The organism is Massilia sp. BKSP1R2A-1, assembly GCF_050586525.1.
In the GTDB taxonomy this organism is placed as follows: domain Bacteria; phylum Pseudomonadota; class Gammaproteobacteria; order Burkholderiales; family Burkholderiaceae_D; genus Telluria.
The window spans coordinates 78,117-102,348 of the sequence record NZ_JBOBRE010000007.1; the positions used below are offsets into that span (position 1 = coordinate 78,117).

The following is a 24,232-nucleotide window of genomic DNA, read 5'->3' on the forward strand; positions in this document are numbered from 1 at the left end:
GGCGGCCACTGTTGTCAAGCGCCCAGCTTCTCGAGTCGGTAGCCGTAGCTGTAGACCGGCACCAGGCGGAAGCCGTTCTCCGGACGCAGGCTCAGCTTGTTGCGCACGCGCGAAACGTGGGTGTCCATGGTGCGCGAGGGCACGTCGGTGTCGCGGACCCACACGGATTCGTGGATGTAGGCACGGGACAGCGGGCGGCCGATGTTACGGAAGAACAGCAGCGCCAGCGAGAATTCCTTCTGGGTCACGTCGATGATCGAGCCATCCTTGAGCAGGCGCCCCGGACGGGTTTCGAAGGTGAAGGGACCGAACTGCAGTTGCTCGGCGCTGTTCTGGGACGGATAGGCGCGGCGCAGCAGGGCCGAGACGCGGGCCACCAGCTCGCCGCGGCGCAGCGGTTTGACGAGGTAATCGTCGGCGCCGGCGGTGACGCCCTCGATGATGTCGTCCTCGGCATTGCTGCCGACCAGGAAGACCGTGGGCGCGTTGGAGGCCAGCTTTTCCTTGGCGCGGCGCAGTACTTCCGCGCCTTCCATGTCCGGCACGTTCCAGTCCATGATCAGCATGTCCGCGTTTTCCTTGCGCAGCTGGCCGAGGCATTCTTTCGCGCTGTCAAAGGGTTGGCAGCTGTGGCCGGCAGCGCTCAGCACCTGGCAGATCAATTCTGCTTGGCTACGGTCTTGTTCCAGAACGGCAATCTTCATGGGGCATCTACTGGTCAGGTTGCCTATGTAGGAAGACTCCTACAAGGTGAAACCGAATATATCAGACTTTCACAAAATAGTGCTACGGAAAAACTTAGAATTTACATTTGGAACTAATGTTCTGTTGTGTTAATGGGACCGGCAGGCTCTTGCTACACTGCGATAAACGGTCAAGCGGGAGGCGTGTGATGTTGTTTCGACGCAAAAAGAAAGAAGTTGCCCCATCGGCGCCGCCGCTGGTCCCGGTGAGCGGTCCCGCCATCGACGCGGCGCGCGAGCGCTGCCGAGAAATGGTGCGCCAGCGCGCCCTGGTCTCGGCCGGCGTGGCGGCGGTGCCGCTGCCGGGTGTCGACATCCTGTCCGACCTCACCACCTTCACGGTGCTGGTCGAGGAAGTGAACCGGGAATTCGGCCTGAGCCAGCAGCAGATCGAGCGCCTCCATCCGCGTTTGCGCGTACTCGCTTACCAGGCGGCGGCCTCGGTCGGCGGCATGCTGGTCGGGAAGCTGGTCACGCGCAACCTGGTGCTGCAGGTTTTTAAACGCGCGGGAATCAAAATTGCGGCCAAGACGGCAGCCAAGGTGGTGCCGATCGCCGGGCAGGTGGCCTCGGCGGCAATCGGCTTTGCCCTGTTCCGGCGCATGGGCTACCAGCACGTGGAAGCCTGCGCCCAGGTAGCGCGCGAACTACAGAAGATGAAGATCGTGGATGAGGGCGGCGTCGCGCCTGTGGTATAAACAAATGCCCGCTTGAAGCGGGCATTTGTTTGTCCGAGTGAGCGGATTCAGGCGTCAGGCAGGACCACGTTCACGTCCAGCACTTCGAGGTTGCCCTTGCGGTCGAGCGAGATCTTGATGTCGTCGGCGTTGACCTTGGTGTATTTCGAGATCACTTCGATCAGTTCGCGGTGCAGGGCCGGCAGGAAGTCGGGGCCGGTGACGCTGCTGCGCTCGCGGGCGATAATGATCTGCAAGCGTTCCTTGGCGGCTGACGCGCTCTTCTTTTTCTCCGGGAACAGGAAGTTGAGAAGTGCCATATCACTTGGCTCCAAAGATGCGCTGGAACAGGCCCGGCTTTTCGTAGTTGGTGAAACGCAGCGGACGGTCTTCGCCCAGGAAGCGGGCGATCACGTCCTCGTAGGCCTCGGCCACGTCGGTCCCCTTGAAGTGGATCGCCGGGTTGCCCTGGTTCGAGGCGTGCAGCACCGATTCCGATTCCGGAATGATGCCGATCAGCGGAATGCGCAGGATTTCCTGCACGTCCTGGTAGGAGAGCATTTCGTCCGCTTCCACGCGCTTCGGCGAGTAGCGGGTGATCAGGAGGTGTTCCTTGACCGGCTCCGAGCCGCTCTGGGCGCGGCGCGACTTGGCCTGGATGATGCCGAGGATGCGGTCGGAGTCGCGCACCGAGGAGACTTCCGGGTTGGTGACGATGATCGCCTCGTCGGCAAAGGTCAGCGCCATCAGGGCGCCATGCTCGATGCCGGCCGGCGAATCGCAGATGATGAACTCGAAGCCCATCTGCACGAGCTCGTTGAGCACGCGCTCGACGCCGTCTTCGCTCAGCGCATCCTTGTCGCGGGTCTGGGAAGCCGGCAGGATGAACAGGTTGTCGGTGTGCTTGTCCTTGATCAGCGCCTGGTTCAGGGTCGCCTCGCCATTGATCACGTTGATCAGGTCGTAGACCACGCGGCGTTCGCAGCCCATGATCAGGTCGAGGTTACGCAGGCCGACGTCGAAGTCGATGACCGCGGTCTTGTGGCCGCGCAGGGCCAGGCCGCTGGAAAAGCTTGCGCTCGAAGTGGTTTTGCCCACACCGCCCTTGCCGGACGTCACAACAATAATTCGTGCCACAAATAGGTCCTTTACAAATTCAAGCGGGTCGGCGGATTACGCGCGGGACGTAGCCGGAGCCAGCGATGATATATCAAGCCGGTCGCCGACCAGCCGGATTTGCGCCGGCTGGCGCGCCAGGTCGTTCGGGAAACCGTCGTCGAAAGTACGGTACACGCCCGCGATCGACACCAGTTCCGGCTGCATGGCCAGGGCGAAGATGCGTGCCTCGGGATTGCCCGAAGCGCCCGCCAGGGCCCGGCCGTTCAGCGGCGCGTACACATGGATACTGCCGTCAGCAATGATTTCCGCACCGTTGTTCACAACGGCGGTAATGATCAGGTCGCCGCCACGCGCATAGATGCGCTGGCCGGCGCGCACCGGGGTGTCGATCACCATGGTCGACACAGGCAGGGGCGCCGGCGCCGGGGCTGCGGGGGCAGCGGGAGCGGGCGCGGGCGCAGGCGCCGGTTCGGGAGCGGCGGGCGCTGGCGCCTGCTCGCGCTCCGATGCGCGCGCGCCGCTCGAGCCGTCGTCCAGCGACAGGCCGTGGGCGCGGATCGCTTCCGCCATCTCCGGGCCGGCGCCGCGCACGGCGACCGCGTTCAGGCGATATTTCTTCAGCAAGGCTACCAGGGCCGGCCAGTCGATCGCAGTGGCCTCGTGGGCGATGGCCGCGATATCGATCACCGCGAACTCGTCCTCGAAGAAGTCCGATACCCCGCCGGTCATCTGGTGCAATGCCGCGTCGATCACGGCCGGATCGGCCGAATGCAGAATCGTCGAGATGGCGACGACCGTGGAGATCTTGATTTCGATGGGCAGCGAGGTGCGGGTTTTGAGCATATGCGGTCTGGTTGGCGTTGCGCCCGTGCATTCTACTGTGAAATTTGACCGAAAGGACAGCCGCGCACGCATCATTCCTAGTAGAAACGAGTGTTACCCGGTTGTTCAAAATATGTGCAACAACAAGGCCGCAGCCCACAGCAATGTGTGAATTAGCTGATAAGATTGACGTTGCTCAAACGAAGGGGCCGTGCTGATTTTAAGATGCATGGTTTCACGGCCCTGCCGTCTCAACAATCCCCGGCTCAAGCCGGAACTAGGGAGATTTGTTATGGAAGACGTCGTCATCGTCGCCGCCGGCCGCACCGCGGTCGGCAAATTCGGCGGTACCCTGGCCAAGATTCCTGCCGCCGAACTCGGCGCGCACGTGATCCGCCAACTGCTGGCCAAGACCGGCATCGACCCCGCCGCCGTGAGCGAGGTCATCATGGGCCAGGTGCTCACGGCCGGCGCCGGCCAGAACCCGGCGCGCCAGGCGGTCATCAAGGGCGGCCTGCCCGACATGGTGCCGGCCCAGACCATCAATATGGTGTGCGGCAGCGGCCTCAAGGCCACCCACCTGGCGGCCCAGGCCATCAAGTGCGGCGACGCCGACATCGTCATCGCCGGCGGCCAGGAAAACATGAGCGCCTCGCCGCACGTGCTCAACGGCTCGCGCGACGGCTTCCGCATGGGCGACGCCAAGCTGGTCGACACCATGATCGTCGACGGCCTGTGGGACGTCTACAACCAGTACCACATGGGCGTCACTGCCGAGAACGTCGCGCGCAAGTACGAGGTCTCGCGCGCCGAGCAGGACGAATTCGCGCTGCAGTCCCAGCTCAAGGCCGAGGCTGCACAAAAAGAAGGCAAGTTCAAGGACGAGATCATCCCGCTCGAGATCCCGTCCAAGAAGGGCGCCATCGTGTTCGACACCGACGAGTATCCGAAGCACGGCTCGACCCTGGAGGCCCTGTCCGGCCTGCGCCCGGCCTTCAACAAGGAAGGCACCGTCACCGCCGGCAACGCCTCCGGCCTCAACGACGGCGCCGCAGCCGTCATCATGATGAGCGCTTCCAAGGCGAAAGAACTCGGCCTGACCCCGCTGGCCCGCATCAAGGCCTATTCCTCGGCCGGCCTGGATCCGTCGATCATGGGCATGGGCCCGGTCTCGGCCACCCGCCTGTGCCTGCAGAAGGCCGGCTGGACCCATGAAGACGTCGACCTAATGGAAATCAACGAGGCCTTCGCGGCCCAGGCCGTCGCGGTCAACAAGGAAATGGGCTGGGATACCTCGAAGATCAACGTGAACGGCGGCGCGATCGCGCTGGGCCACCCGATCGGCGCCTCCGGCTGCCGCGTGCTGGTGACCCTGCTGCACGAGATGGTGCGCCGCGACGCCAAGCGTGGCCTGGCCAGCCTGTGCATCGGCGGCGGCATGGGCGTGGCGCTGGCGGTGGAACGCGACTGACCGCGCACCTGAAGCATTGCCCGGACGGCCGGCGGGCGGTCCGGGATGTACGAAGCAGTGACTGACAATAAACTGGAGAAGACAATGGCACGAGTAGCATTGGTGACGGGTGGCATGGGCGGCCTGGGCGAAGCGGTGTGTATCAAGCTGGCCGCGTTGGGTTACAAGGTCGTCACTACGTATTCGCCGGGGAACAAGAAGGCAGACAGCTGGCTCGGCCAGATGAAAGAGCAGGGCTATGACTTCAAGGCCTATCCCTGCGATGTGTCGGACTACGATTCGGCCCAGGCCTGCATCGCCCAGGTCCAGCAGGAAGTCGGCGCGATCGACGTGCTGGTCAATAATGCGGGCATTACCCGCGACATGACCTTCAAGAAGATGGACAAGCCGAACTGGGACGCGGTCATGAAGACCAACCTGGATTCCGTCTTCAACATGACCAAGCCGGTCTGCGACGGCATGGTCGAGCGCGGCTGGGGCCGCATCATCAACATCTCCTCGGTGAACGGCCAGAAGGGCGCCTTCGGCCAGACCAACTACTCGGCGGCCAAGGCCGGCATGCACGGTTTCACCAAGGCCCTGGCCTATGAAGTCGCGCGCAAGGGCGTGACCGTCAACACCATCTCGCCGGGCTATATCGGCACCAAGATGGTGATGGACATCCCGAGCGAAGTGTTGGAAACCAAGATCATCCCGCAGATCCCGATGGGGCGCTTGGGCAAGCCGGAGGAAGTGGCGGGGCTGGTGGCTTATCTGTCGTCGGAAGAGGCGGCGTTTGTGACGGGGGCGAATATTGCGATCAATGGGGGGCAGCACATGCAGTGATCGTCAACCTCGCACGCATACACAGCGCTTGATTTGAGAAAAACTGGCCCGGATGAGTAATCGTTCGGGCCAGTTTTTTTGCAACTGCCGTCATCAAGCTGCCTCTTTATCTTTGGGGCTTGGCTTGGTCACATCCTGAGCGACTTGACCGTTATGCAGTACGATCACACGCTCTGCCATCTGGATGGTTTCGGGCCGATGCGCGACGATAATTCGGGTGAGTGGGATTTTCTGAATGGCCGCGTTGACAGCCTGTTCATTCCACACGTCCAAGTGGCTGGTCGCTTCGTCCAGCACTAAGATTTTTGGATTCTTGTACAGCGCGCGTGCTAACAAGATGCGCTGCTGCTGTCCGCCTGATAGGCCGGTGCCGATATCGCCGACTAGAGTATTGAAGGCCATCGGCATGGCGGCGATCTCAGGCGCGATGGCAGCAAGCTCGGCGCACGTGTAGACGCGCTGCATGTCGACCAGCGGGTCAAAGAAGCTGATGTTGTCCGAGATCGATCCAGCGAACAAGGTATCGTCCTGCATCACCGTGCCCAGCATACGACGGTAATTCGACAGGCCGAGCGTATCCAACGGGACTCCCCCGATACGGATTTCACCCCTGGTCGGCGTGAGCAGGCCCAGCAGTAGCTTCATGAGCGTTGTCTTGCCGCAGCCGGAAGGTCCGGTAATCGCAACGCATTGGCCGGCTGGGATGGTGAGGTTGAGTTCACGGATGACCTCAGGCTCGCTGTCGGAATAACGGAAACTCAGGTTCTTGATATCGATCGCGGGAGTGATCTGGTTTGACTCGACTTCAACCGCGTCATCATCTCGTTCTGCTTTGGCCAGAACGATGTCAGCCACACGCTCGCCATGCAAGCGCATCATCCGCAGTTCGAACAGCTTGTCGATTAGACTAGCCATTCGCTGGCTGAACTGATCCTTGTAGCTAATGAAGGCGAATACCATCCCGACCGAGAATTCATTGCTGAGCACGGCAAGGGCGGCAAGCCAAATCACGATCACGCGCTCTCCGCTGAACAGCAGGGTATTGGACGTCTGATACGAGACGGCCAGTCTGGCGATACGCAACTGAGCGTTGAACTCGTCGGTCAGTGAATTCATCCAGCTTGAACGGCGCTCTTCGCTGCGGCCGAACAGGCGAATGCTTTGCATGCCACGTACAGTTTCTATGAAGTGGCTCTGCTGTTTCGCTGCGTGGATGATCTCTTCGGAGTTCGCATCGCGCAGTGGGCGGAACATCGCCAATCGCAACAGCGCGTACAGCAATACGGCAACGCAAGCCACTGCGGACAGCTTGGCGCTATATAGCAGCATCATGATCAGGGTGCCCAGCACCAGCACACCGTCAATGATCCCTTCGACGAATTGTGTCGTTAGGCTGGCCTGGATCTGTTGGATCGAACCGAAGCGTGACACGATGTCACCAGTATGGCGCTTCTCAAAGTAGGGCAATGGTAGCTTCAGGAGATGGGCGAAGGCATTGCCCAGCCATTGCAGGTTCAGACTTGTCGCTAGCACGGTGGTAACCCATGAGCGGACGGCACCGATCGCAGTCTGGAGCAGTACCAGGAGCAGGAAGCCGCAGCCAAGCACCGTGATTAGGTCGCGGTCCGACGCCAGGAGCGCTTCGTCCACAACCCACTGCATGTAAAAGGGCGCGATTAGGGCGCAGACCTGAAGGGCCAGACCAAGGGCCAGCACCTGGAGCAGGCTGCGACGCAGACCGACCACACGTCCCATTAACGAGATCAGGGAAAATTGCTGACGTTCTTCCTTGGCTTCGAATTGCGCACTCGGCGTCAGCTCGAGCGCGATACCGGTAAAGTGCTTGGCAAACTCTTCGATTGGCATACGCCTTTCGCCGATCGCCGGATCATGCACGACGACATGCTTGGCCGAGACTGACTTAAGTACGACAAAGTGGTTCAGGTCCCAGTGCAGGACGCAGGGCAGCTTCAGTTCAGGCAAGTGCTGGAGATCCAATTTGAGCGGGCGGGTCTGCAGGGACAAACCGCTTGCAATTGCCATCATGCCCTTCAGATTTACGCCTTTCATCGAAACGGAGAAGCGGCGACGCATATTCGAGATATCGGTGCGATGGCCCCAGTAGGTGGCGATCATGGCTAAACAAGCAAGGCCACATTCGGCTCCTTCCGACTGAAGCAGCATTGGTAACCGATGATTGCTCCAGAAAGCTAGCTGCGAAAGATTTGAAAAATTCATAGTTTGACGTCAATCACGGGTAGGAATGCCGTGAATAGGTTAGGTTAATGACTTATAGACGTCCTGACACACTAAACAGTGGTTCAAGCACCCATTCGTAGAGCTTTCGCCGCTCAAGTACGATACTGGCATCTACCAGCATACCTGAGCGTAAGGGCATTGCAGAACCGTATGCTCTAATGGTTTGTTGCCCGAGTTCAAGTCGAATCCGATATATTGGTTCTGAACTGGCTATGCCCGGAAGTGCTCCCGCTGAGGTTGGTAGTTCTTCAGGGCGAACTGAAGTAGTGGCTACTTCACGAACACGCGCTGCATGTAACCCAAACTTTTGATATGGGAACGCTTGATAGCGCAGCTCGGCAGTCATTCCTGATTTGATAAATCCAACAGCACGGGACGGAACATACATCTCAGCCTCTAAATTACTTCCTTCGGGCAGGATCAATGCGAGTAGGGTTGTGCTGCTAATACTCTGCCCAATATTCGCGGTAATAGTCGTAACTGCACCGCTCTGACGTGCCTTAATCGGAATTTCGCGTCGTGACTCATTTTCGGTTAGATCTTGTTCGAGCGTTGATATATTACGTCGCATAGAATTTTCATCGCGCAGCGCCTGCACCACAATTTCTTGGTCCTCAATTTCAGTGTTTGCAAGGTCGCGCTGCGTTGCAGAGCGAGTGCGTTCAATCTCGAGCAAACGTTGGCGCTGATCAAGGAGTTCTGCTTCTTGTTCTTGGAGCTTAGCGGTAGATATGTAATTGGTTGCTTTTAGCTCAGTAAAGCGGGCCAAGGTCTGTTCAGATAGAAAGATTCGCTGCTGTTGCATAAGTGCTTGCTGATCGAGCCGTTGAATCTCATTACGCAAACCCAAAAGCCGCTCTTGTAAAGATGCATGCCGAAGTTTGGCTTGAGCTTGGATCTGCTGTAACTCCATACGAAAGCTATCGCGACGCTGTTTTAACAATTCGGAGATAACAGTCTCAGTAGAGTGAGCTGAAACGTTACTACGTTCACTGCTCAGTACAAATAGTATTTGGCCTTCACGCACGAACTGGCCTTCTTTAATGCGAATTTCTTTAATGACTCCTGCTTGAAGTGGGAAGACCCGGATTACCCCAGAAGTTGGAACTAATAAGCCATAGATCTGTGCCTTGCGAGCAGTCTCAAAGAACAAAAAAAATAATATAATTAATAAAGTGATCGATAGAAAAAGAATCGTCATTAGAGAATGGCTAATCGGACGTGTGAGGATGACATTTCCATACTGTTGAACCGTCATATGTCTAACGGCTTGTTGACGAAATAACGTTTTTGTTGTGGAAACGGATGATTGGTCAGCAAGCATTTCATTTGGTCTTTCTTCGAGGCGCTTGATTTTGGCATTTACATTCTAGGTCTTGACTTACTTCTACCTCATGCACCTTATGCCAAAATAGACAGCACCTACTAGGAAAATTGCAGTTAGAACGAATGATAAAAGGCACGCGAAATTATTATGACGAGTGCCGTTAGGCAACAGCCCCGATCGACTTGCAAAGTTCGTATAAATCGCGCCGACTAAGAAGCCAAAGAGATGACTGTATAAGTCAATTCCGTCAAAGAGCAAATCCGATGCGATTTGTCCTACAATAATTAAAAGCAATACATTGTGTGGGATAAAAACAAAACCTATCATTTTCTCTCTGCATTTGAAATGCAGAACAGTGTAAGAGGCGATTAGACCTAGTATTCCTCCTGAGGCGCCTGCAACTATCTCAAATGGAGAAAAAATAATACTACCGACCGAGCCACCTAATGCTGAGATTAGAAGCACGTTGATAACTTTCGCTCTGCCTATAAGGATTTCGACTGGATGCAAAAAAATTCCTAGGGTAAACAGGTTAACAGCTAGGTGCGGCAAGCTAAAGTGGAGAAAGAATGCAGAAAACAGCCTGTAAAGTTCATTAGGCTGTAAAGCGCTCTTGGTTAGGCCGCCCAACTGCAAAGCAGTATTGTTTAAAGTCCCTAAGTCGTCTGAAAGCGTAACGAATGGTATTGTTAATGTGGTTGCCAAGACAATAGAAGTCATATGTGTAGCTAATGAGCTTGACAGTTTCTTTTTTTTTCGAGAATCTTCTTTCGAATTTAAGCTTTTATCTACATGTGAAACAAATTCGTCAAAATGCGTAGTGCAGGTAAACAAATTCTCACTAACAGCAATGGGCGGCTCTGTTCTTCTGATGATTAACGCGACTCTGTTCGTATTAGGTTTTCCAAATATGTCGAGCGCGGTAATATCATTGATGTGGACTTTGTAATCCCTTAGAAAGATTCTTGGGATTATGAGGTGGTAGGGTCCAATGGATATCGTCTTTAACAAAAATCGCGTAAAAAATAATCGTAAAACTGAAGTTATGCATAAGAGAACGGCCAAAGCGAAAGCTGATATTATCGATGAATAATGCCGACCGTAGTTTTCCAAGCAATATTGGACAGCGAATATTAGCCACAGGGTAGCTAGTAATCCAAGAATAAAGGTAGATCGTATTGCCGAACTTGGCCCTGTTTGCCAGGTTATTTCGTTATTCAGCATAATTTCCTCACTAAGGCGCTGAGGTTTCTCAGCGCCTTGACCGATTAGGAATTATTTCTTGACAACCTGATAGGTGCCATATGCAATCAGTAATCCCATACCGACTACTGCAACCGGAGCAGCAGCCCACGCTACGCCAACTGCAACAGCCCCCCACCCAGAGCCAAAGGTAACTGCGCCAATACTTGCAGCCGTTGCAAGAGCCGCTGCGCCTTTAGCATGAAGTCCACCGCTTACCTGATCGACTTCGTCACTAGTCAGTTCTTGGATACTGCAGATATCTTCATATTTCTTAGATGCAATCATGATAATCTCCTTTGTTGATGAGGGGCTTGTTGATAAAGAGCAAGATCAAGGGCGTTTCAACGCTTTCTTGATGAGTTAAGTGTATCCAACTCGACTCGCTTTGTAATTCCAAAATGCATTATCTATTGCTTGTAATCAATACCATTAGAAAAATTTTGTTTTTGATTAAGTGGATGTATTTTCGGCTTTCAAAAACGTAAAATTTATTGTTTTAAACCAAGATCTGCTCAGAGAATACTTCTGCGGTTGGCTGTAATTTATAATTGGCTTGTCGACTGAGCTTGCCTTCGAATTTTTTTTAACTATCATGTCTAGTTAAATAAGTAGTTCGATTGCAGCATTTAAAACATTACCGCGCTAACTGATAAAATAAAATGTGTTCGCTTCCTCGTGGTTACCTCGCCCTGTCCAGCCTCGAGGAACAGCTGCTCCCGCCCGGCACCAAGGGCTTGCCACTGACCGAATCCCTGCGCCAGGGCGCCATCGGCCTGCAGAACTGGAACGTCCTGCGCGGCGACACGTCCTTCCCGGTCGCCGTGCTCAAGGCATCGGCACTGCTCCACAACCTCGTGTGGATGCGCGACTTCTGCGCGCGTCGCGGCGCCACCCTGGCGCCGCACGGAAAGACCACGATGAGCCCGCAGCTCTTCGCGGCCCAGCTGGCCAATGGCGCCTGGGGCATCACGCTGGCCAGCGCCACGCAGGTCCAGGTGGCGCACCGTTTCAATGTGCGCCGGGTGCTGCTGGCCAACCAGTTGGTGGCGCGCGCCGACATCGAGGCCGTGCTGGCGCTGCTGCATGAGGACCCGGACTTCGAATGCTTTGTGCTGGCCGATTCGCCGGAGGGCGTGGCACGACTGTCGCAGGCGGTCATGGGACGTAAGCTGGTGCGTCCGCTGCCGGTGCTGGTCGAGCTGGGCATCGAAGGCAAGCGCGCCGGCTGCCGCACACCCGAGGACGCGCTGCAGGTGGCACGCGAAATTGCAAGAGCCGACGGCCTGGCCCTGGCCGGTATCGAAGGCTACGAAGGCTTGCTCGTGACGCAGGACCGCGAAGCCGATATCCGCGCCGTGGACGCCTTCCTGTCCCGGCTGGTGGAACTGGTGAAGACGGCCGACGCCGAGGGCCTGTTCGGCGACAAGGAGATCCTGCTGTCGGCCGGCGGCTCGTCCTACTTCGACCTGGTCGCGCGCGGCTTCGGCGGCGTGCACGGCCTGTCGCGCCCGGTGCGCGCCGTGCTGCGCAGCGGCTGCTACCTCACCAGCGACCACGGCTCCTACAAGCGCCTGCTGGCCCAGCTCGATGCGCGCGAAGCCATTGGGGAAGGCCTGCGGCCGGCGCTCGAGGTCTGGAGCATGGTGCAGTCGCGTCCGGAGCCTGGTCTCGCCATCCTCACCATGGGCAAGCGCGACGCGTCCTACGACGAGGCGCTGCCCATTCCCGTCTATACCCACCGCCCGGGCAGCGACGCCAGGGGCCCGGCCGAACTGCCGCCCGGCTGCGAGATCGTCAAGATGAACGACCAGCACGCCTATCTGCGCCTGCCGGAAGGGACGATTCGCGACGAGCTGAAAATCGGCGACCTGGTCGGTTGCGGCATCTCCCACCCCTGCACCACCTTCGACAAGTGGCAGGTGCTGCTGGCCGTGGACGACGACTACACCGTGAAGGAAGCGCTCAACACCTTCTTCTGAAAGGGCGGGGCAGTAGGCTACAATCGGTTCCTAGCCTCACCAACAAGAGCCCCGTATGCCCGCCACACCACCGTCGCTGTTCCCGCCGATCCAGCCCATCCGCCATGGCATGTTGGAGGTCGACGAGCTGCACACGATCTACTGGGAAGAAGTCGGGAATCCCGACGGTATCCCGGTGCTGTTCCTGCACGGCGGCCCGGGCGCGGGCCTGTCGCCGCAGCACCGCCGCTTCTTCGACCCGAGCGCCTACCGTGTGATCCTGTTCGACCAGCGCGGCGCCGGCAAGTCCACGCCGCTGGGCGAGTGGCGCAACAACACGACTCAGCTGCTGATCGACGACATCGAGCGCCTGCGCGCCATGTTCGGCATCTCCCAGTGGCTGGTGTTCGGCGGTTCCTGGGGCTCGACCCTGGCGCTGGCCTACGGGCAAGCGCATCCCGAACGCTGCCTGGGCTTCGTGCTGCGCGGGATCTTCCTGTGCACGAAGGCGGAGGTCGACTGGTTCATCAACGGCGTCAAGTGGTTCTACCCCGAGCTGTACGAGGAATTCGTGGCGCCGATTCCCGTCGAAGAACGCGACGACCTGCTGCAGGCCTATACCAGGCGCCTGCTGTGCGGCGATCCGGAAGTCTACTGGCCCGCCGCGCGCGCCTGGAGCCGCTTCGAAGGCCGCCGCGTCTTCCTGCTGCCGCAGCCCGAGGAAGCGTCGTCGGACGCGCTCGACCTCGGCGTCGGCCGGCTGGAATCGCACTACATGCTGCACGGCGCCTTCATGGACGAGGACCAGCTGGTGCGCGACATCGGGCGCATCGCCCACCTCCCGGCCGTGATCGTGCAGGGCCGCTACGACGTGATCTGCCCGCCGCTGTCGGCCTGGCGCCTGCATCAGGCCTGGCCCGGCGCGAAGCTGCACATGATTCCGGACGGCGGCCATGGCGCGCTGGAGACGGGGATTGCGCGCGCGCTGGTGACGGCCACCGAGCAGTTCAAGCGCCACCGCCGCTTCGATTGAGTGCAGCAGCCGCGCGCCGGCTGCTACACTTAGGCCATCACGACAACAACGACAAAACGCTATCGTGCCCATGAATATCCAGATCAGCGACATCGGCCACGTCATCCAGCTGGCGATCGCGCCGGTCTTCCTGCTGACCGGCGTGGCGACCAAGCTGACCGTGCTGACCAACCGCCTGGCGCGCATCATCGACCGCACCCGCGTGCTGGAAGACCGCCTCAAGGTCAGCCCGAACGCCGAGTTCTCCGCCGAACTCGAAACGCTGTATACGCGCTCGCACCTGATCAACACGGCGATCACCTCCAGCACCGCCTGCGGCCTGATGGTCTGCCTGGTCATCGCGCTGCTCTTCCTGGGCGATACCACCAACCTGCCGCTGGACCAGTACATCGCCGGCCTCTTCGTGGTCGCGATGGTCGGCCTGATCAGCAGCTTCGTCTACTTCCTGCGCGAGATCCTTATCGCCTCGCGCTTCATGCGCATGCAACACCTGCTGTCGCTGCAGCAGCCGCGCTAGCCGCACACCGCACACATTATCGAAACGGTTTTATTTATGCACGACTATCAACGCCCCCCGACCCTGTACCGCTACGGACCGCAGGACGAACTCGAAGCCGCGCTGCGCGGCCAGTTCCGCCTGCTGCCCGACGGCGGCTTCCTGGCACTCTCGTTCTCGACCGCCTGGGACAAGTCCCTGTTCGACGTGTTCAGCCGCGCCGAACGCTGCCTGGTGATCCACAACACCGAGGAGTTCGGCGAACGCATCCACCGCGCGGTGCAGCGCACCCTGCCCAACTGGGCCGGCATCGACGGCGAGGTCGCCTATGGCGTGCGCTCGCCGCTGGGCGCGGCCTTCTCGAAGAGCCTGGGCCTGTCGCGCGAAAAGGAATGGCAGTTCGCCTGGCGCTCGATGTCGCCGAACGCGAGCCTGAATCCGGTCGTCATCAACATCGGCAATATCGAAGGCTTCGCCGAGCTGCGCGGCCGCGAAAGCCACCTGGCCTGACAGTTTAGAAACACGCCTCCACGAAATCACGGTGTAATGCCGTGATGACGTCTACCACTTACCCCAATCTCCTCGCGCCGCTCGACCTGGGTTTCACGACCCTGAAGAACCGCGTGCTCATGGGCTCGATGCACACCGGGCTCGAAGACCGTTTCTACAACTACGGCAAGCTGGCCGCCTTCTACCGCGAACGCGCGCGTGGCGGCGCCGGCCTGATCGTCACCGGCGGCATCTCGCCGAACCGGCAGGGCTGGCTGCTGCCCTTCGGCGGCACCCTGAACTTCCTCGGCGACGTGCCGAACCACAGGAAGGTCACGCGCGCCGTGCACGAAGAGGGCGGCAAGATCCTGCTGCAGATCCTGCACGCGGGCCGCTACGGCTACCAGCCCTTCGTGGTGTCGGCATCCAGCGTCAAGTCGCCGATCTCGAAGTTCAGGCCGAAGGCGCTGGATGCCGCCGGCATCGAATCGACCATCGCCGCATACGCGCGCTGCGCGAAGTTGGCGAAGATGGCCGGCTACGACGGCGTCGAGGTGATGGGCAGCGAAGGCTACCTGCTCAACCAGTTCCTGTGCGCGCGCACCAACAAGCGCACGGACGAGTGGGGCGGCAGCATCGAGAACCGCATGCGCCTGGCCGTCGAGGTGGTGCGCCGCATCCGCGCAGCCGTCGGGCCCGACTTCATCCTGATGTACCGCCACTCGGTGCTCGACCTGGTCGAGGGCGGCAATACCTGGGAGGAAGTGTCGGCCGTGGCCAAAGCCCTCGAGGCGGCCGGCGTGACCATCCTGAACACGGGCTACGGCTGGCACGAGGCGCGCATTCCGACCATCGTCACTTCCGTGCCGCGCGCCGCCTTTGCCGAGGTGGCGGGACGCCTGCGCAAGGAGGTGAGCATTCCCGTGGTCGCATCGAACCGCATCAATATGCCGGATGACGCGGAGGCCCTGCTGGCGCGCGGCGATGCCGACATGGTGTCGATGGCGCGTCCCTTCCTGGCCGACGCGGACTGGGTCGCAAAGGCGGCGAGCGGGCGCGTGGACGAGATCAACACCTGCATCGCCTGCAACCAGGCCTGCCTCGACCACACCTTCTCGAACAAGCGCGCCAGCTGCCTGGTGAACCCGCGCGCCTGCCACGAGACTGAACTCGTGTACAGGAAGAGCGCGCGGCCGCGCCGCGTGGCCGTGGTCGGCGCCGGACCGGCCGGCCTGTCGGCCGCCACGGTGGCGGCCGAATGCGGCCACCGGGTGACGCTGTTCGAAGGAAGCGGCAGCATCGGCGGCCAGTTCAAGGTGGCCATGCAGGTGCCAGGCAAGGAGGAATTCGCCGAGACCATCCGCTATTTCCGACGCAAGCTGGAACTGACGGGCGTCGACGTGCGGCTGAACCGGCGCGTCACGCGCGAGGAATTGCTGGCCGAAGGCTTCGACGACGTGATCGTCGCCACCGGCATCACCACCCGCAAGCCGAAGATCGCGGGCATCGACCACCCGAAGGTGCTGAGCTACCTCGACGTGCTGCGCGATCGCAAGCCGGTCGGCCGGCGCGTGGCCATCATCGGCGCCGGCGGCATCGGTTTCGACATGGGCGAGTTCCTGGTGCACGATCCCGCGGTACCGCTGCCGGTGCCGAAGGCGCACTGGATGGGCGAGTGGGGCGTCGATCCCGCATCGTCCGCGCCGGGCGGCCTGGCGCCGGCCGCGCCGCCGCATCCGCCGCGCCAGGTCTGGCTCCTGCAGCGCAAGAGCACGCGTCCCGGCGCCGGCCTGGGCAAGACCTCGGGCTGGGTGCACCGGGCCACCCTGGTCAGGAACGGCGTGCAGATGCTGGCCGGCGTGCAGTACGAGCGCATCGACGACGCGGGCCTGCACATCACGGTCGGGGGCGAACAGCGCCTGCTGGAAGTGGACAATGTGGTGATCTGCGCGGGGCAGGAGAGCCTGGCGGAGCTAATGCCGGCTGAGGGAGCGAGCGGCGGGCCGCGCTTCCACAAGATCGGCGGGGCGGCGCTGGCGGCGGAGCTGGATGCGAAGCGGGCGATCCGCGAAGGTGCGGAACTCGCCGCGCGCCTTTGAATTTGTAGCGTGGGCGGGTCTCCCGCCCACGCGTTCAACGAAAGAATGGGTCTTCGCAGTGCGTCCGTCAGTTGAACGCGTGGGCGGAGGACCGCCCACCCTACGGAACCCGATTACTTCTTGCGAACGACCACGCAGCCGATCGAGTAGCCGGCGCCGAAGGAACAGATCACGCCGTTTGCGCCGCTCGGCAGGTCGTCCTGGTACTTGTGGAAAGCGATGATCGAACCCGCCGACGAGGTGTTGGCATAGGTGTCGAGGATCACCGGCGCTTCTTCCGGCGTCGCATCGCGGCCCAGCAGGGTGCGGGCGATCAGCAGGTTCATGTTCAGGTTGGCCTGGTGCAGCCAGTAGCGCGAGACGTCCTTGATTTCCAGGCCGGCGTTCTTCACCGTATTGGCAATCGTTTCGGCCGCCATCGGGCAGACTTCCTTGAACACCTTGCGGCCCTGCTGGCGGAACAGCTTGTCCGGCGCGCCGATGCCGGCTTCGTCGAAGCGGTTCATGAAGCCGAAGTTGTTGCGGATATTGTTCGAGAACTTGGTCTTGAGCTGGCTGTCCAGGATTTCCCACTGGTGGCGGCTGGTCGCGGTCTCCGCCGCTTCCACGACGACGGCGGTGCAGGCGTCGCCGAAGATGAAGTGGCTGTCGCGGTCGCGGAAGTTCAGGTGGCCGCTGGTGATTTCCGGGTTCAGCATCAGGACGGCGCGCGCGCGGCCGCTGCGCACCGCGTCCACCGCGGTCTGGATGCCGAAGGTGGCCGAGGAGCAGGCTACGTTCATGTCGAAGCCGAAGCCCTCGATGCCAAGCAGCTCCTGCACCTCGACCGCCATGGCCGGGTAGGGGCGCTGCATGTTCGAGCAGGCCACCAGCACCATGTCGATGTCGGATGCCTGCTTGCCGGCGCGGTCCAGCGCTTCGCGGGCGGCGGCCACGCACATCTCGGCCTGCAGCGAGACCTGTTCGTCGGCGCGCTCCGGAATGCGGGCCGTCATGTGGGCCGGATCGAGGATGCCCTCCTTTTCCATCACGTAGCGCGACTTGATGCCCGAGGCCTTTTCGATGAAGGCGCTGCTCGAGGGTTCCAGTGCGGTGGTGTCGCCTGCGGCGATGGCGGCGGCGTGTTCCTGGTTGTACAGTTCGACGTAGGCGTTATAGGCCGTCACCAGCTCGTCGTTGGAGATGGAATACGGCGGCGTAAACAGGCCGGTGCCGCTGATCACGACAGGTTTCATGTTCGGACTTTCAAAGGAAATAAGGGGCAACAAGGGGACATAGCCCGGAGATGCGGCGATTCTACACCCTCGCACCCGGCCTGGGAATTGGCGGTAATGACAAGCTTATAAACCCGTCAACGCCGCCTCAGCGCCCGCGCTGGGCCAGGGTCGTATCCGCCTTGAGTGCACGCTTCGACAATTGCACCTTTTCGCCCTTGAGGTGGCGCAGGGCCTGGGCCAGCTGGAAGTCGTCGGCGCTGCCGTAGTCCAGGGGTTTGCGCAGGCGCGCTTCACTGAGTAAGCGCATCTGCTCCTCGATGTCGTCGGCGCGCGTGGCTTCTTCCTTGTCGCGGTCGTTCGACAGGTGCCGTTCGAGGTCGGCTTCACGCATGCGCAGGGCGTTCAGGCCGTCTCCCTCGAGGGTTTCGTCGACCGGGAGGTCGGGCAGGATGCCGCGCGCCTGGATCGAGCGCCCGGCCGGCGTGTAGTAGCGCGCCGTGGTCAGCTTGACGGCGGCGTCGCGGCCGATCGGGCGGATGGTCTGCACCGAGCCCTTGCCGAAAGTCTGGCTGCCCATGATGGCGGCGCGCTTGTAGTCCTGCAGGGCGCCGGCCACGATCTCGGACGCCGAGGCCGAGCCGGTGTTCACCAGCACCACCATCGGCATGGACTTGAAGGCGGGCGGCAGCGTCGACAGAGGGTCGGCGCCGCTGCGCAGCATGTAGAACTCGGGGCGGCCGTAGAAACGCTGGCGCTGTTCGACCAGCTGGCCGTTGGTCGAGACGATTTCGGCATCCTTCGGCAGGAAGGCCGCGGCCACGCCGATGGCGCCCTGCAGCAGGCCGCCTGGGTCGTTGCGCAGGTCGAGCACCAGGCCCTTCATGTCCGGATTGTCGCGGTACAGGGCCTTCAGCTTGGCCGCCATGTCGTCCACGGTCGGCTCCTGGAACTGGGCCACGCGCAGCCAGGCGTAGCCCGGTTCGACCATCTTCGCCTTGACGCTTTTCTGGACGATTTCGCTGCGCGCGATGGTGAAGGAGAGCGGGGCGGGGCTGTCCTTGCGCGCGATGGTCAGCGTGACTTTGGTGCCGGGTTCGCCGCGCATGCGCTTGATCGCCTCGTCGATCGGCAGGCCCTGCACCGGCTGGCCGTCGATCCGGGTGATCAGGTCGCCTTCCTTGATGCCGGCGTGCCAGGCGGGCGAATCCTCGATCGGGGCGACGATTTCGACGTAGCCGTCGTCGCTTTCGGATATCTCGATGCCGAGGCCCACGAAGCGGCCCTCGGTGCCTTCGCGCAGCTCGCGGTAGGCGCGCGGGTCGAGGTAGGCCGAATGCGGGTCGAGCGAGGCCACCATGCCGGAGATCGCCTGCGACAGCAGGGCCTTGTCCTCGACCGGCTCGACATAGGTGGACTTGATGACCCCATAGACGTCGGCCAGCTGGCGCAGCTCGGCCAGCGGCATCCCGGCATCGACCGGCTTCTGGGCCAGGGCCGAGAACTGCATGGTGAGTGCGACGCCGGCGACGGCGCCGAGGCCGACGAGACAGGAATTCTTGAAAGTGGAGCCCATGGTTCACCCGGTTGGATGCGCATGCATGAGATGCGCCGGTCCAGTATAAACCCGAAATCTATTGGCGGCTGCGAGCTGGGCCAAACAGACCTTTGTTGCACTGCTTGTTACGGTTTTCTGAGCTTGGTAAGCAATTGTAAGAGTCCAAGCGAACGGGAGAGTGGACTCCTATAGTGAATCTCAGTTTTTCTCTCTCTCCACTTTTTGAAGTGGTCTTTGCCCGCGGCCCCCTCCGCGGGCTTTTTTATGCCCTTCTGGTGCATTTCTGTGGCAATGTTGCCGCTTGTCTATACGGCTGTTGTCACCTCCCAACACATGCATATGCCATAACGGCGCTTGCCGTGTATCGAAAAGTAAAAAAGCTTCTCCGGCCCGCCTTCGCGCTCGAAGCAGCCGCTAGAATGAATCGGCGCCCGCCTTCCGGAAAGGGCTGCGCATGACAGGGACGTCCACACTACAACAATAAAGAATGAAGAATTTCGACTCGTTCGCCTGCAGCATGGCGGTGCCCGTCCAGGGCTTCGCCTTCCATTCCGATACCACCCTTTCCACGCAGGCGCGCACCCACGCGACTGCCGGCGTGCGCCCGAAGCCTGCTTCGACGCCGCACATTCCCAGGGCCGGTCACAAGCCGGCCGTTTTCCAGCACCTTCCCAAGTAACCGAGGACCCATCCGTGAAGCGAATCCTTTTGAGCACCCTGACGCTGTCCATCGCGGCAGCCTTTGCCAACGCGGCGGACAAAGCGCCCGCCAAGCCGGCCGGCGCGCCGATCTCGGGCGTCGATACGCAGTACATCGACACCAGCGTGCGTCCCCAGGACGATTTCTTCACCTACCTGAACGGCAAGTGGCTGAAAGAGACCGAGATCCCGAGCGACAAGGCGAGCTGGGGCACCTTCATGAAGCTGCGCGACGACACCAATCCGCAGATCAAGGCCATCATCGAGGCGGCGCAGGCCGACAAGTCGGCCAAGACGGGCTCGGAAACCCAGAAGATCGGCGACCTGTACGCGAGCTACATGGATGAAGCGCGCCGTGAAGCCCTGGGCACCAAGCCGCTCTCGAGCGAGCTGCAGAAGATCCGCACGCTGAAGGACAAGAAGGGCCTGCCGAACCTGGTCGCCCACCTGTCCAGGATCGGCGTGTCGACCCCGTACGGCATCTACGTCAGCCAGGACATGCGCAACTCGACGCAGCACGTCGTGTACATCTCGCAGAGCGGCCTCGGTATGCCGGACCGCGACTACTACCTGAAGCAGGACGACGCCAAGCTGGCCGAAGTGCGCGCCAAGTACCTGGACCACGTCGAGAAGACCCTGGCGCTGGCAGGCGAAAAGGATGCCAAGGCCCAGGCCAAGGCCATCGTCGACTTCGAGACCGAGCTGGCCAAGGTGCAGTGGACCCGTGTCGAGAACCGCGACCCGGTCAAGCGCTACAACAAGATGAGCGTGGCCGAGCTGGGCAAACTGGCACCGGGCTACGACTGGAAGGCGGCCCTGGGCGCGGCCGGCGTGGGCAACAAGCTCGAGACCATCATCGTCAACCAGCCGAGCTACTTCAGCGGCCTGAACGAGGTGCTGGCCAAGACCGAGCTGTCGACCCTGAAGTCCTACTTCGAATGGCAGCTGCTGCGCGAATTCTCGCCCCTGCTGTCGAAAGCCTTCGTGGACCAGAGCTTCTCCTTCTACGGCACCGCACTGTCGGGCGTGAGCGAGCAGCCCCCGGTGTGGAAGCGCGGCGTGAACGTGGTCGAAGGCGCGCTGGGCGAAGCGGTGGGCAAGCTGTACGTGAAAGAGCACTTCCCGGCCGAGCGCAAGGCGCGCATGGAAGAGCTGGTGAAGAACCTGGTCAATGCATATGGCCAATCGATTGACAATCTCGAGTGGATGAGCCCCGATACGAAGAAGGAAGCCCGCGCCAAGCTGGCCAAGTTCACTCCGAAGATCGGCTATCCGGACAAATGGCGCGATTATTCGAAGCTGACCATCAAGCGCGATGACCTGGTCGGCAACGCGATGCGCACCGCGACCTTCAAGTACAACTACCAGCTGAACAAGCTGGGCAAGCCGGTCGACCGCACCGAATGGGGCATGACGCCGCAGACCGTCAACGCCTACTACCGCAGCACGACCAACGAGATCGTGTTCCCGGCCGCGATCCTGCAGCCGCCCTTCTTCGACATGCGCGCCGACGACGCGGTCAACTACGGCGCCATCGGCGCCGTGATCGGCCATGAGATCGGCCACGGCTTCGACGACAAGGGCAGCCAGTCCGACGGCGACGGCAACCTGCGCAACTGGTGGACCGAGCAGGACAAGGCCGCCTTCAAGGCCCGCACCGACAAGCTGGTCAAGCAGTTCAACGGCTTCTCGCCGCTGCCGGGCTATAACGTCAACGGCGAACTGACCCTGGGCGAGAACATCGGCGACAACGCTGGCCTGTCGATCGCCTATAAAGCCTACAAGCTGTCGCTGCACGGCCAGCCGGCCCCGGTGATCGACGGTCTCACCGGCGACCAGCGCTTCTTCATGGGCTTCGGCCAGGTGTGGCGCTCGAAGATGCGTGAAGCCCAGCAGATCAACCAGGTGAAGACCGACCCGCACTCGCCGGGCCAGTTCCGCGCCAACGGCACCGTGATGAACATGCCTGAGTTCTACGAGGCCTTCAACGTCAAGCCGGGCGACAAGATGTACCTCGCGCCGCAGGACCGCGTGATCATCTGGTAAGCAATCCCTGAACGATGGGGCCGGCGCAAGCCGGCCCTTCGACCTTCACGAGACCAATAACAGCAAACGGAAAAACCATGAAACGACATCTTCTGAGCGCCGCGGCGCTCCTCCTGGTGGCCTCGATGGCCCAGGCCGAATCGACCAAGAGCAGCGCCAAGGGCGCAGCCAAAGCCCCGGTGCTGTCCGCCGGCATCGCCCTCGAATACGTCGAACCGAAAGTGCGTGCGCAGGACGACTTCTTCGAGCACCTGAACGGCAAGTGGCTCAAGACCGTCGAGATCCCGGCCGACAAATCGAGCTGGGGCGCCTTCCACAAGCTGCATGACGACACCCAGCCGCAGCTGCGCGCCATCATCGAGAAGTCCGCCGCCGCCAAGGGCGCGGCCGCGGGCTCGGAAGTCCAGCTGATCGGCGACTTCTTCGGCAGCTACATGGACGAGGCGCGCCTCGAGCAGCTCGGCATCACCCCGCTCAAAGGCGAGCTGGCGAAGATCGACGCGATCAAGGACAAGTCGGAACTGCCGGCCGTGTTCGCGCACATGGGCAAGCTCGGCGTGACCTCGCCCTTCGGCTTCTACATCCACCAGGACGCCAAGGATTCGACCAAGTACGTGGCCGACCTCTACCAGGGCGGCCTGGGCATGCCGGACCGCGACTACTACCTGAAGGCGGACGACGCGAAACTGGCCGACATCCGCGCCAAGTACCAGCAGCACGTCGAGAAGATGCTGGCGCTGTCGGGCGACCAGAACGCGGCCGCGAACGCCAAGGCCATCGTCGACCTGGAAACCGAGCTGGCCAAGGTCCAGTGGACCAAGGTCGAGAACCGCGACCCGATCAAGACCTACAACAAGGTGGACGTCGCCAAGCTGGGCGAAGTGGCGCCGGGCTTCGATTGGAACGCCTGGCTGAAGGCCTCCGGCATCGCCGGCAAGGCCGACTACGTCATCGTCAGCCAGCCGAGCTACCTGAAGGGCATGGCCGAGGTCCTGAACCGCGTGCCGCTCGAGACCTGGAAGACCTACCTGCGCCTGCACACCGTGAACGGCTACGCCAGCTACCTGTCGAAAGCGTTTGTGGACCAGCGCTTCGCCTTCTTCGGCACCACGCTGTCGGGCGCCCCGCAGCTGGAACCGCGCTGGAAGCGCGGCGTGTCGACCGTCGAAGGCGCGCTGGGCGACGCGGTGGGCAAGCTGTACGTGAAGGAGCACTTCCCGGCCGAGCGCAAGGCGCGCATGGAAGTGCTGGTGAAGAACCTGCTGGCGGCCTACAAGTCGTCCATCGACACCCTCGACTGGATGAGCCCTGCCACCAAGAAGGAAGCCCAGGCCAAGCTGGCCAAGTTCACGCCGAAGATCGGCTACCCGAACAAGTGGAAGGATTACTCTTCGCTCACCGTCAAGCGCGATGACCTGGTCGGCAACGTGATCCGTTCGCGCGAAGTCGAGTACAACCGCGAACTCAATAAACTGGGCAAGCCGATCGACCGCGACGAATGGGGCATGACGCCGCAGACCGTCAACGCCTACTACAACCCTGAACTGAACGAGATCGTGTTCCCGGCCGCGATCCTGCAGCCGCCGTTCTTCGACGCGAACGCGGACGACGCCGTGAACTACGGCGGCATCGGCGCCGTGATCGGCCACGAGATCAGCCACGGCTTCGACGACCAGGGCTCGCAGTACGACGGCGACGGCAATATGCGCAACTGGTGGACCGAGGACGACGGCAAGCGTTTCGCCGAGAAGACCAAGGTGCTGATCCAGCAGTACGCCTCCTACAGCCCGCTGCCGGGCTATAACGTGAACGGCGAACTGACCCTGGGCGAGAACATCGGCGACAACTCGGGCCTGGCGGTGGCCTACAAGGCGTATAAACTGTCCCTGAAGGGCAAGAAGGCCCCGGTGATCAACGGTCTCACCGGCGACCAGCGCTTCTTCATGGGCTGGGGCCTGGTGTGGCGCGCGAAGATGCGCGAACCGGCGCAGATCAACCAGGTCAAGACCGACCCGCACTCGCCGGCCCAGTTCCGCGCCAACGGCACGCTGAAGAACCAGCCGGGCTTCTACGAAGCCTTCGGCGTCAAGCCGGGCGACAAGATGTACCTGGCGCCGAAGGACCGCGTGATCATCTGGTAATGCGAACCAGC

The 24,232-nt window shown here is 61.0% G+C and carries 21 protein-coding genes; 11 read left to right on the forward strand and 10 right to left on the reverse strand.

All coding sequences use genetic code 11. The features are described from left to right. Positions 1 to 14: 14 nt before the first annotated feature. Positions 15 to 704 (reverse strand): response regulator transcription factor, encoded by a 690-nt coding sequence (locus ACQ7JA_RS12515; RefSeq protein ID WP_430898100.1) that lies wholly within the window; start codon positions 702 to 704, stop codon positions 15 to 17. 188 nt (positions 705 to 892) lie between these two features. On the opposite strand from ACQ7JA_RS12515, the gene ACQ7JA_RS12520 reads away from it, so the two are divergent. Continuing rightward, the gene (locus ACQ7JA_RS12520; protein ID WP_430898102.1) at positions 893 to 1,441 is read left to right on the forward strand and encodes a hypothetical protein; all 549 of its coding nucleotides are present in this window, start codon (positions 893 to 895) and stop codon (positions 1,439 to 1,441) included. Between the two features lie 47 nt (positions 1,442 to 1,488). Here ACQ7JA_RS12520 and minE read toward each other — a convergent pair whose 3' ends face one another. The 3 genes from minE to minC are packed head-to-tail and all read right to left on the reverse strand — an operon-like array spanning position 1,489 to position 3,382. After that, positions 1,489 to 1,740, reverse strand: coding sequence for a cell division topological specificity factor MinE (minE, locus tag ACQ7JA_RS12525; protein ID WP_430898104.1), 252 nt, complete (start codon positions 1,738 to 1,740; stop codon positions 1,489 to 1,491). A 1-nt stretch (position 1,741) separates the two neighbouring features. After that, the gene (minD, locus tag ACQ7JA_RS12530) at positions 1,742 to 2,557 is read right to left on the reverse strand and encodes a septum site-determining protein MinD (protein ID WP_430898106.1); all 816 of its coding nucleotides are present in this window, start codon (positions 2,555 to 2,557) and stop codon (positions 1,742 to 1,744) included. A 36-nt stretch (positions 2,558 to 2,593) separates the two neighbouring features. Beyond that, positions 2,594 to 3,382 carry a septum site-determining protein MinC gene (gene minC / locus ACQ7JA_RS12535; protein ID WP_430898108.1) on the reverse strand — a complete coding sequence of 263 codons (789 nt, stop codon included), beginning with the start codon at positions 3,380 to 3,382 and terminating at the stop codon, positions 2,594 to 2,596. A gap of 271 nt (positions 3,383 to 3,653) precedes the next feature. Between minC and ACQ7JA_RS12540 the strand changes: the two genes are divergently transcribed. After that, the gene (locus tag ACQ7JA_RS12540; protein WP_430898110.1) at positions 3,654 to 4,832 is read left to right on the forward strand and encodes an acetyl-CoA C-acetyltransferase; all 1,179 of its coding nucleotides are present in this window, start codon (positions 3,654 to 3,656) and stop codon (positions 4,830 to 4,832) included. An 84-nt stretch (positions 4,833 to 4,916) separates the two neighbouring features. After that, complete coding sequence (gene phbB, locus ACQ7JA_RS12545) at positions 4,917 to 5,657, forward strand: acetoacetyl-CoA reductase (protein ID WP_430898112.1); 741 nt, start codon at positions 4,917 to 4,919, stop codon at positions 5,655 to 5,657. Positions 5,658 to 5,750: 93 nt separating this feature from the next. Here phbB and ACQ7JA_RS12550 read toward each other — a convergent pair whose 3' ends face one another. The 4 genes from ACQ7JA_RS12550 to ACQ7JA_RS12565 form a co-directional block, all read right to left on the reverse strand. After that, a complete protein-coding gene (locus ACQ7JA_RS12550) occupies positions 5,751 to 7,895 on the reverse strand; it encodes a peptidase domain-containing ABC transporter (RefSeq protein ID WP_430898114.1) in 2,145 nt (714 codons plus the stop codon). Between the two features lie 52 nt (positions 7,896 to 7,947). Next, entirely contained in the window at positions 7,948 to 9,240 is a 1,293-nt protein-coding gene (locus ACQ7JA_RS12555) for an HlyD family secretion protein (protein ID WP_430898116.1), read from the reverse strand. 63 nt (positions 9,241 to 9,303) lie between these two features. Further along, a complete protein-coding gene (locus ACQ7JA_RS12560; RefSeq protein WP_430898118.1) occupies positions 9,304 to 9,963 on the reverse strand; it encodes a rhomboid family intramembrane serine protease in 660 nt (219 codons plus the stop codon). 555 nt (positions 9,964 to 10,518) lie between these two features. Further along, positions 10,519 to 10,773 (reverse strand): hypothetical protein, encoded by a 255-nt coding sequence (locus ACQ7JA_RS12565; RefSeq protein WP_430898120.1) that lies wholly within the window; start codon positions 10,771 to 10,773, stop codon positions 10,519 to 10,521. Positions 10,774 to 11,147: 374 nt separating this feature from the next. Between ACQ7JA_RS12565 and ACQ7JA_RS12570 the strand changes: the two genes are divergently transcribed. From ACQ7JA_RS12570 to ACQ7JA_RS12590, 5 genes are all read left to right on the forward strand, one after another. Continuing rightward, positions 11,148 to 12,467 (forward strand): amino acid deaminase, encoded by a 1,320-nt coding sequence (locus tag ACQ7JA_RS12570; protein ID WP_430898122.1) that lies wholly within the window; start codon positions 11,148 to 11,150, stop codon positions 12,465 to 12,467. A 55-nt stretch (positions 12,468 to 12,522) separates the two neighbouring features. Further along, positions 12,523 to 13,479, forward strand: coding sequence for a prolyl aminopeptidase (pip, locus tag ACQ7JA_RS12575; RefSeq protein ID WP_430898124.1), 957 nt, complete (start codon positions 12,523 to 12,525; stop codon positions 13,477 to 13,479). Positions 13,480 to 13,549: 70 nt separating this feature from the next. Beyond that, positions 13,550 to 13,996 carry a DUF2721 domain-containing protein gene (locus ACQ7JA_RS12580; RefSeq protein ID WP_430898126.1) on the forward strand — a complete coding sequence of 149 codons (447 nt, stop codon included), beginning with the start codon at positions 13,550 to 13,552 and terminating at the stop codon, positions 13,994 to 13,996. Between the two features lie 36 nt (positions 13,997 to 14,032). Beyond that, positions 14,033 to 14,485, forward strand: coding sequence for a hypothetical protein (locus ACQ7JA_RS12585; protein ID WP_258826710.1), 453 nt, complete (start codon positions 14,033 to 14,035; stop codon positions 14,483 to 14,485). A gap of 44 nt (positions 14,486 to 14,529) precedes the next feature. Then, positions 14,530 to 16,563 (forward strand): FAD-dependent oxidoreductase, encoded by a 2,034-nt coding sequence (locus tag ACQ7JA_RS12590; RefSeq protein WP_430898129.1) that lies wholly within the window; start codon positions 14,530 to 14,532, stop codon positions 16,561 to 16,563. Between the two features lie 113 nt (positions 16,564 to 16,676). Here ACQ7JA_RS12590 and ACQ7JA_RS12595 read toward each other — a convergent pair whose 3' ends face one another. Next, positions 16,677 to 17,798: a beta-ketoacyl-ACP synthase III gene (locus ACQ7JA_RS12595; protein WP_430898131.1), complete on the reverse strand. Its 1,122-nt coding sequence runs from the start codon at positions 17,796 to 17,798 to the stop codon at positions 16,677 to 16,679. Positions 17,799 to 17,925: 127 nt separating this feature from the next. After that, positions 17,926 to 19,353, reverse strand: a complete 1,428-nt coding sequence (locus ACQ7JA_RS12600) for a S41 family peptidase (RefSeq protein ID WP_430898133.1) — start codon at positions 19,351 to 19,353, stop codon at positions 17,926 to 17,928. A gap of 469 nt (positions 19,354 to 19,822) precedes the next feature. Between ACQ7JA_RS12600 and ACQ7JA_RS12605 the strand changes: the two genes are divergently transcribed. The 3 genes from ACQ7JA_RS12605 to ACQ7JA_RS12615 all read left to right on the forward strand — a co-directional run bounded on the left by ACQ7JA_RS12605 (position 19,823) and on the right by ACQ7JA_RS12615 (position 24,221). Further along, positions 19,823 to 20,014 (forward strand): hypothetical protein, encoded by a 192-nt coding sequence (locus tag ACQ7JA_RS12605; protein WP_430898135.1) that lies wholly within the window; start codon positions 19,823 to 19,825, stop codon positions 20,012 to 20,014. Between the two features lie 14 nt (positions 20,015 to 20,028). Then, on the forward strand, positions 20,029 to 22,080 hold the full coding sequence (locus ACQ7JA_RS12610; protein ID WP_430898137.1) for a M13 family metallopeptidase: 2,052 nt from the start codon (positions 20,029 to 20,031) through the stop codon (positions 22,078 to 22,080). 77 nt (positions 22,081 to 22,157) lie between these two features. Further along, positions 22,158 to 24,221 carry a M13 family metallopeptidase gene (locus tag ACQ7JA_RS12615; RefSeq protein ID WP_430898139.1) on the forward strand — a complete coding sequence of 688 codons (2,064 nt, stop codon included), beginning with the start codon at positions 22,158 to 22,160 and terminating at the stop codon, positions 24,219 to 24,221. Positions 24,222 to 24,232: the final 11 nt, after the last annotated feature.

Coding starts and splice junctions, on each gene's coding strand:
- ACQ7JA_RS12515 (WP_430898100.1), bottom strand. CDS start 704: ATGAAGATTGCCGTTCTGGAACAAGACCGTAGCCAAGCAGAATTGATC.
- ACQ7JA_RS12520 (WP_430898102.1), top strand. CDS start 893: ATGTTGTTTCGACGCAAAAAGAAAGAAGTTGCCCCATCGGCGCCGCCG.
- minE (WP_430898104.1), bottom strand. CDS start 1,740: ATGGCACTTCTCAACTTCCTGTTCCCGGAGAAAAAGAAGAGCGCGTCA.
- minC (WP_430898108.1), bottom strand. CDS start 3,382: ATGCTCAAAACCCGCACCTCGCTGCCCATCGAAATCAAGATCTCCACG.
- ACQ7JA_RS12540 (WP_430898110.1), top strand. CDS start 3,654: ATGGAAGACGTCGTCATCGTCGCCGCCGGCCGCACCGCGGTCGGCAAA.
- phbB (WP_430898112.1), top strand. CDS start 4,917: ATGGCACGAGTAGCATTGGTGACGGGTGGCATGGGCGGCCTGGGCGAA.
- ACQ7JA_RS12550 (WP_430898114.1), bottom strand. CDS start 7,895: ATGAATTTTTCAAATCTTTCGCAGCTAGCTTTCTGGAGCAATCATCGG.
- ACQ7JA_RS12555 (WP_430898116.1), bottom strand. CDS start 9,240: ATGCTTGCTGACCAATCATCCGTTTCCACAACAAAAACGTTATTTCGT.
- ACQ7JA_RS12560 (WP_430898118.1), bottom strand. CDS start 9,963: ATGACTTCTATTGTCTTGGCAACCACATTAACAATACCATTCGTTACG.
- ACQ7JA_RS12565 (WP_430898120.1), bottom strand. CDS start 10,773: ATGATTGCATCTAAGAAATATGAAGATATCTGCAGTATCCAAGAACTG.
- ACQ7JA_RS12570 (WP_430898122.1), top strand. CDS start 11,148: ATGTGTTCGCTTCCTCGTGGTTACCTCGCCCTGTCCAGCCTCGAGGAA.
- pip (WP_430898124.1), top strand. CDS start 12,523: ATGCCCGCCACACCACCGTCGCTGTTCCCGCCGATCCAGCCCATCCGC.
- ACQ7JA_RS12580 (WP_430898126.1), top strand. CDS start 13,550: ATGAATATCCAGATCAGCGACATCGGCCACGTCATCCAGCTGGCGATC.
- ACQ7JA_RS12585 (WP_258826710.1), top strand. CDS start 14,033: ATGCACGACTATCAACGCCCCCCGACCCTGTACCGCTACGGACCGCAG.
- ACQ7JA_RS12590 (WP_430898129.1), top strand. CDS start 14,530: ATGACGTCTACCACTTACCCCAATCTCCTCGCGCCGCTCGACCTGGGT.
- ACQ7JA_RS12595 (WP_430898131.1), bottom strand. CDS start 17,798: ATGAAACCTGTCGTGATCAGCGGCACCGGCCTGTTTACGCCGCCGTAT.
- ACQ7JA_RS12600 (WP_430898133.1), bottom strand. CDS start 19,353: ATGGGCTCCACTTTCAAGAATTCCTGTCTCGTCGGCCTCGGCGCCGTC.
- ACQ7JA_RS12605 (WP_430898135.1), top strand. CDS start 19,823: ATGAAGAATTTCGACTCGTTCGCCTGCAGCATGGCGGTGCCCGTCCAG.
- ACQ7JA_RS12615 (WP_430898139.1), top strand. CDS start 22,158: ATGAAACGACATCTTCTGAGCGCCGCGGCGCTCCTCCTGGTGGCCTCG.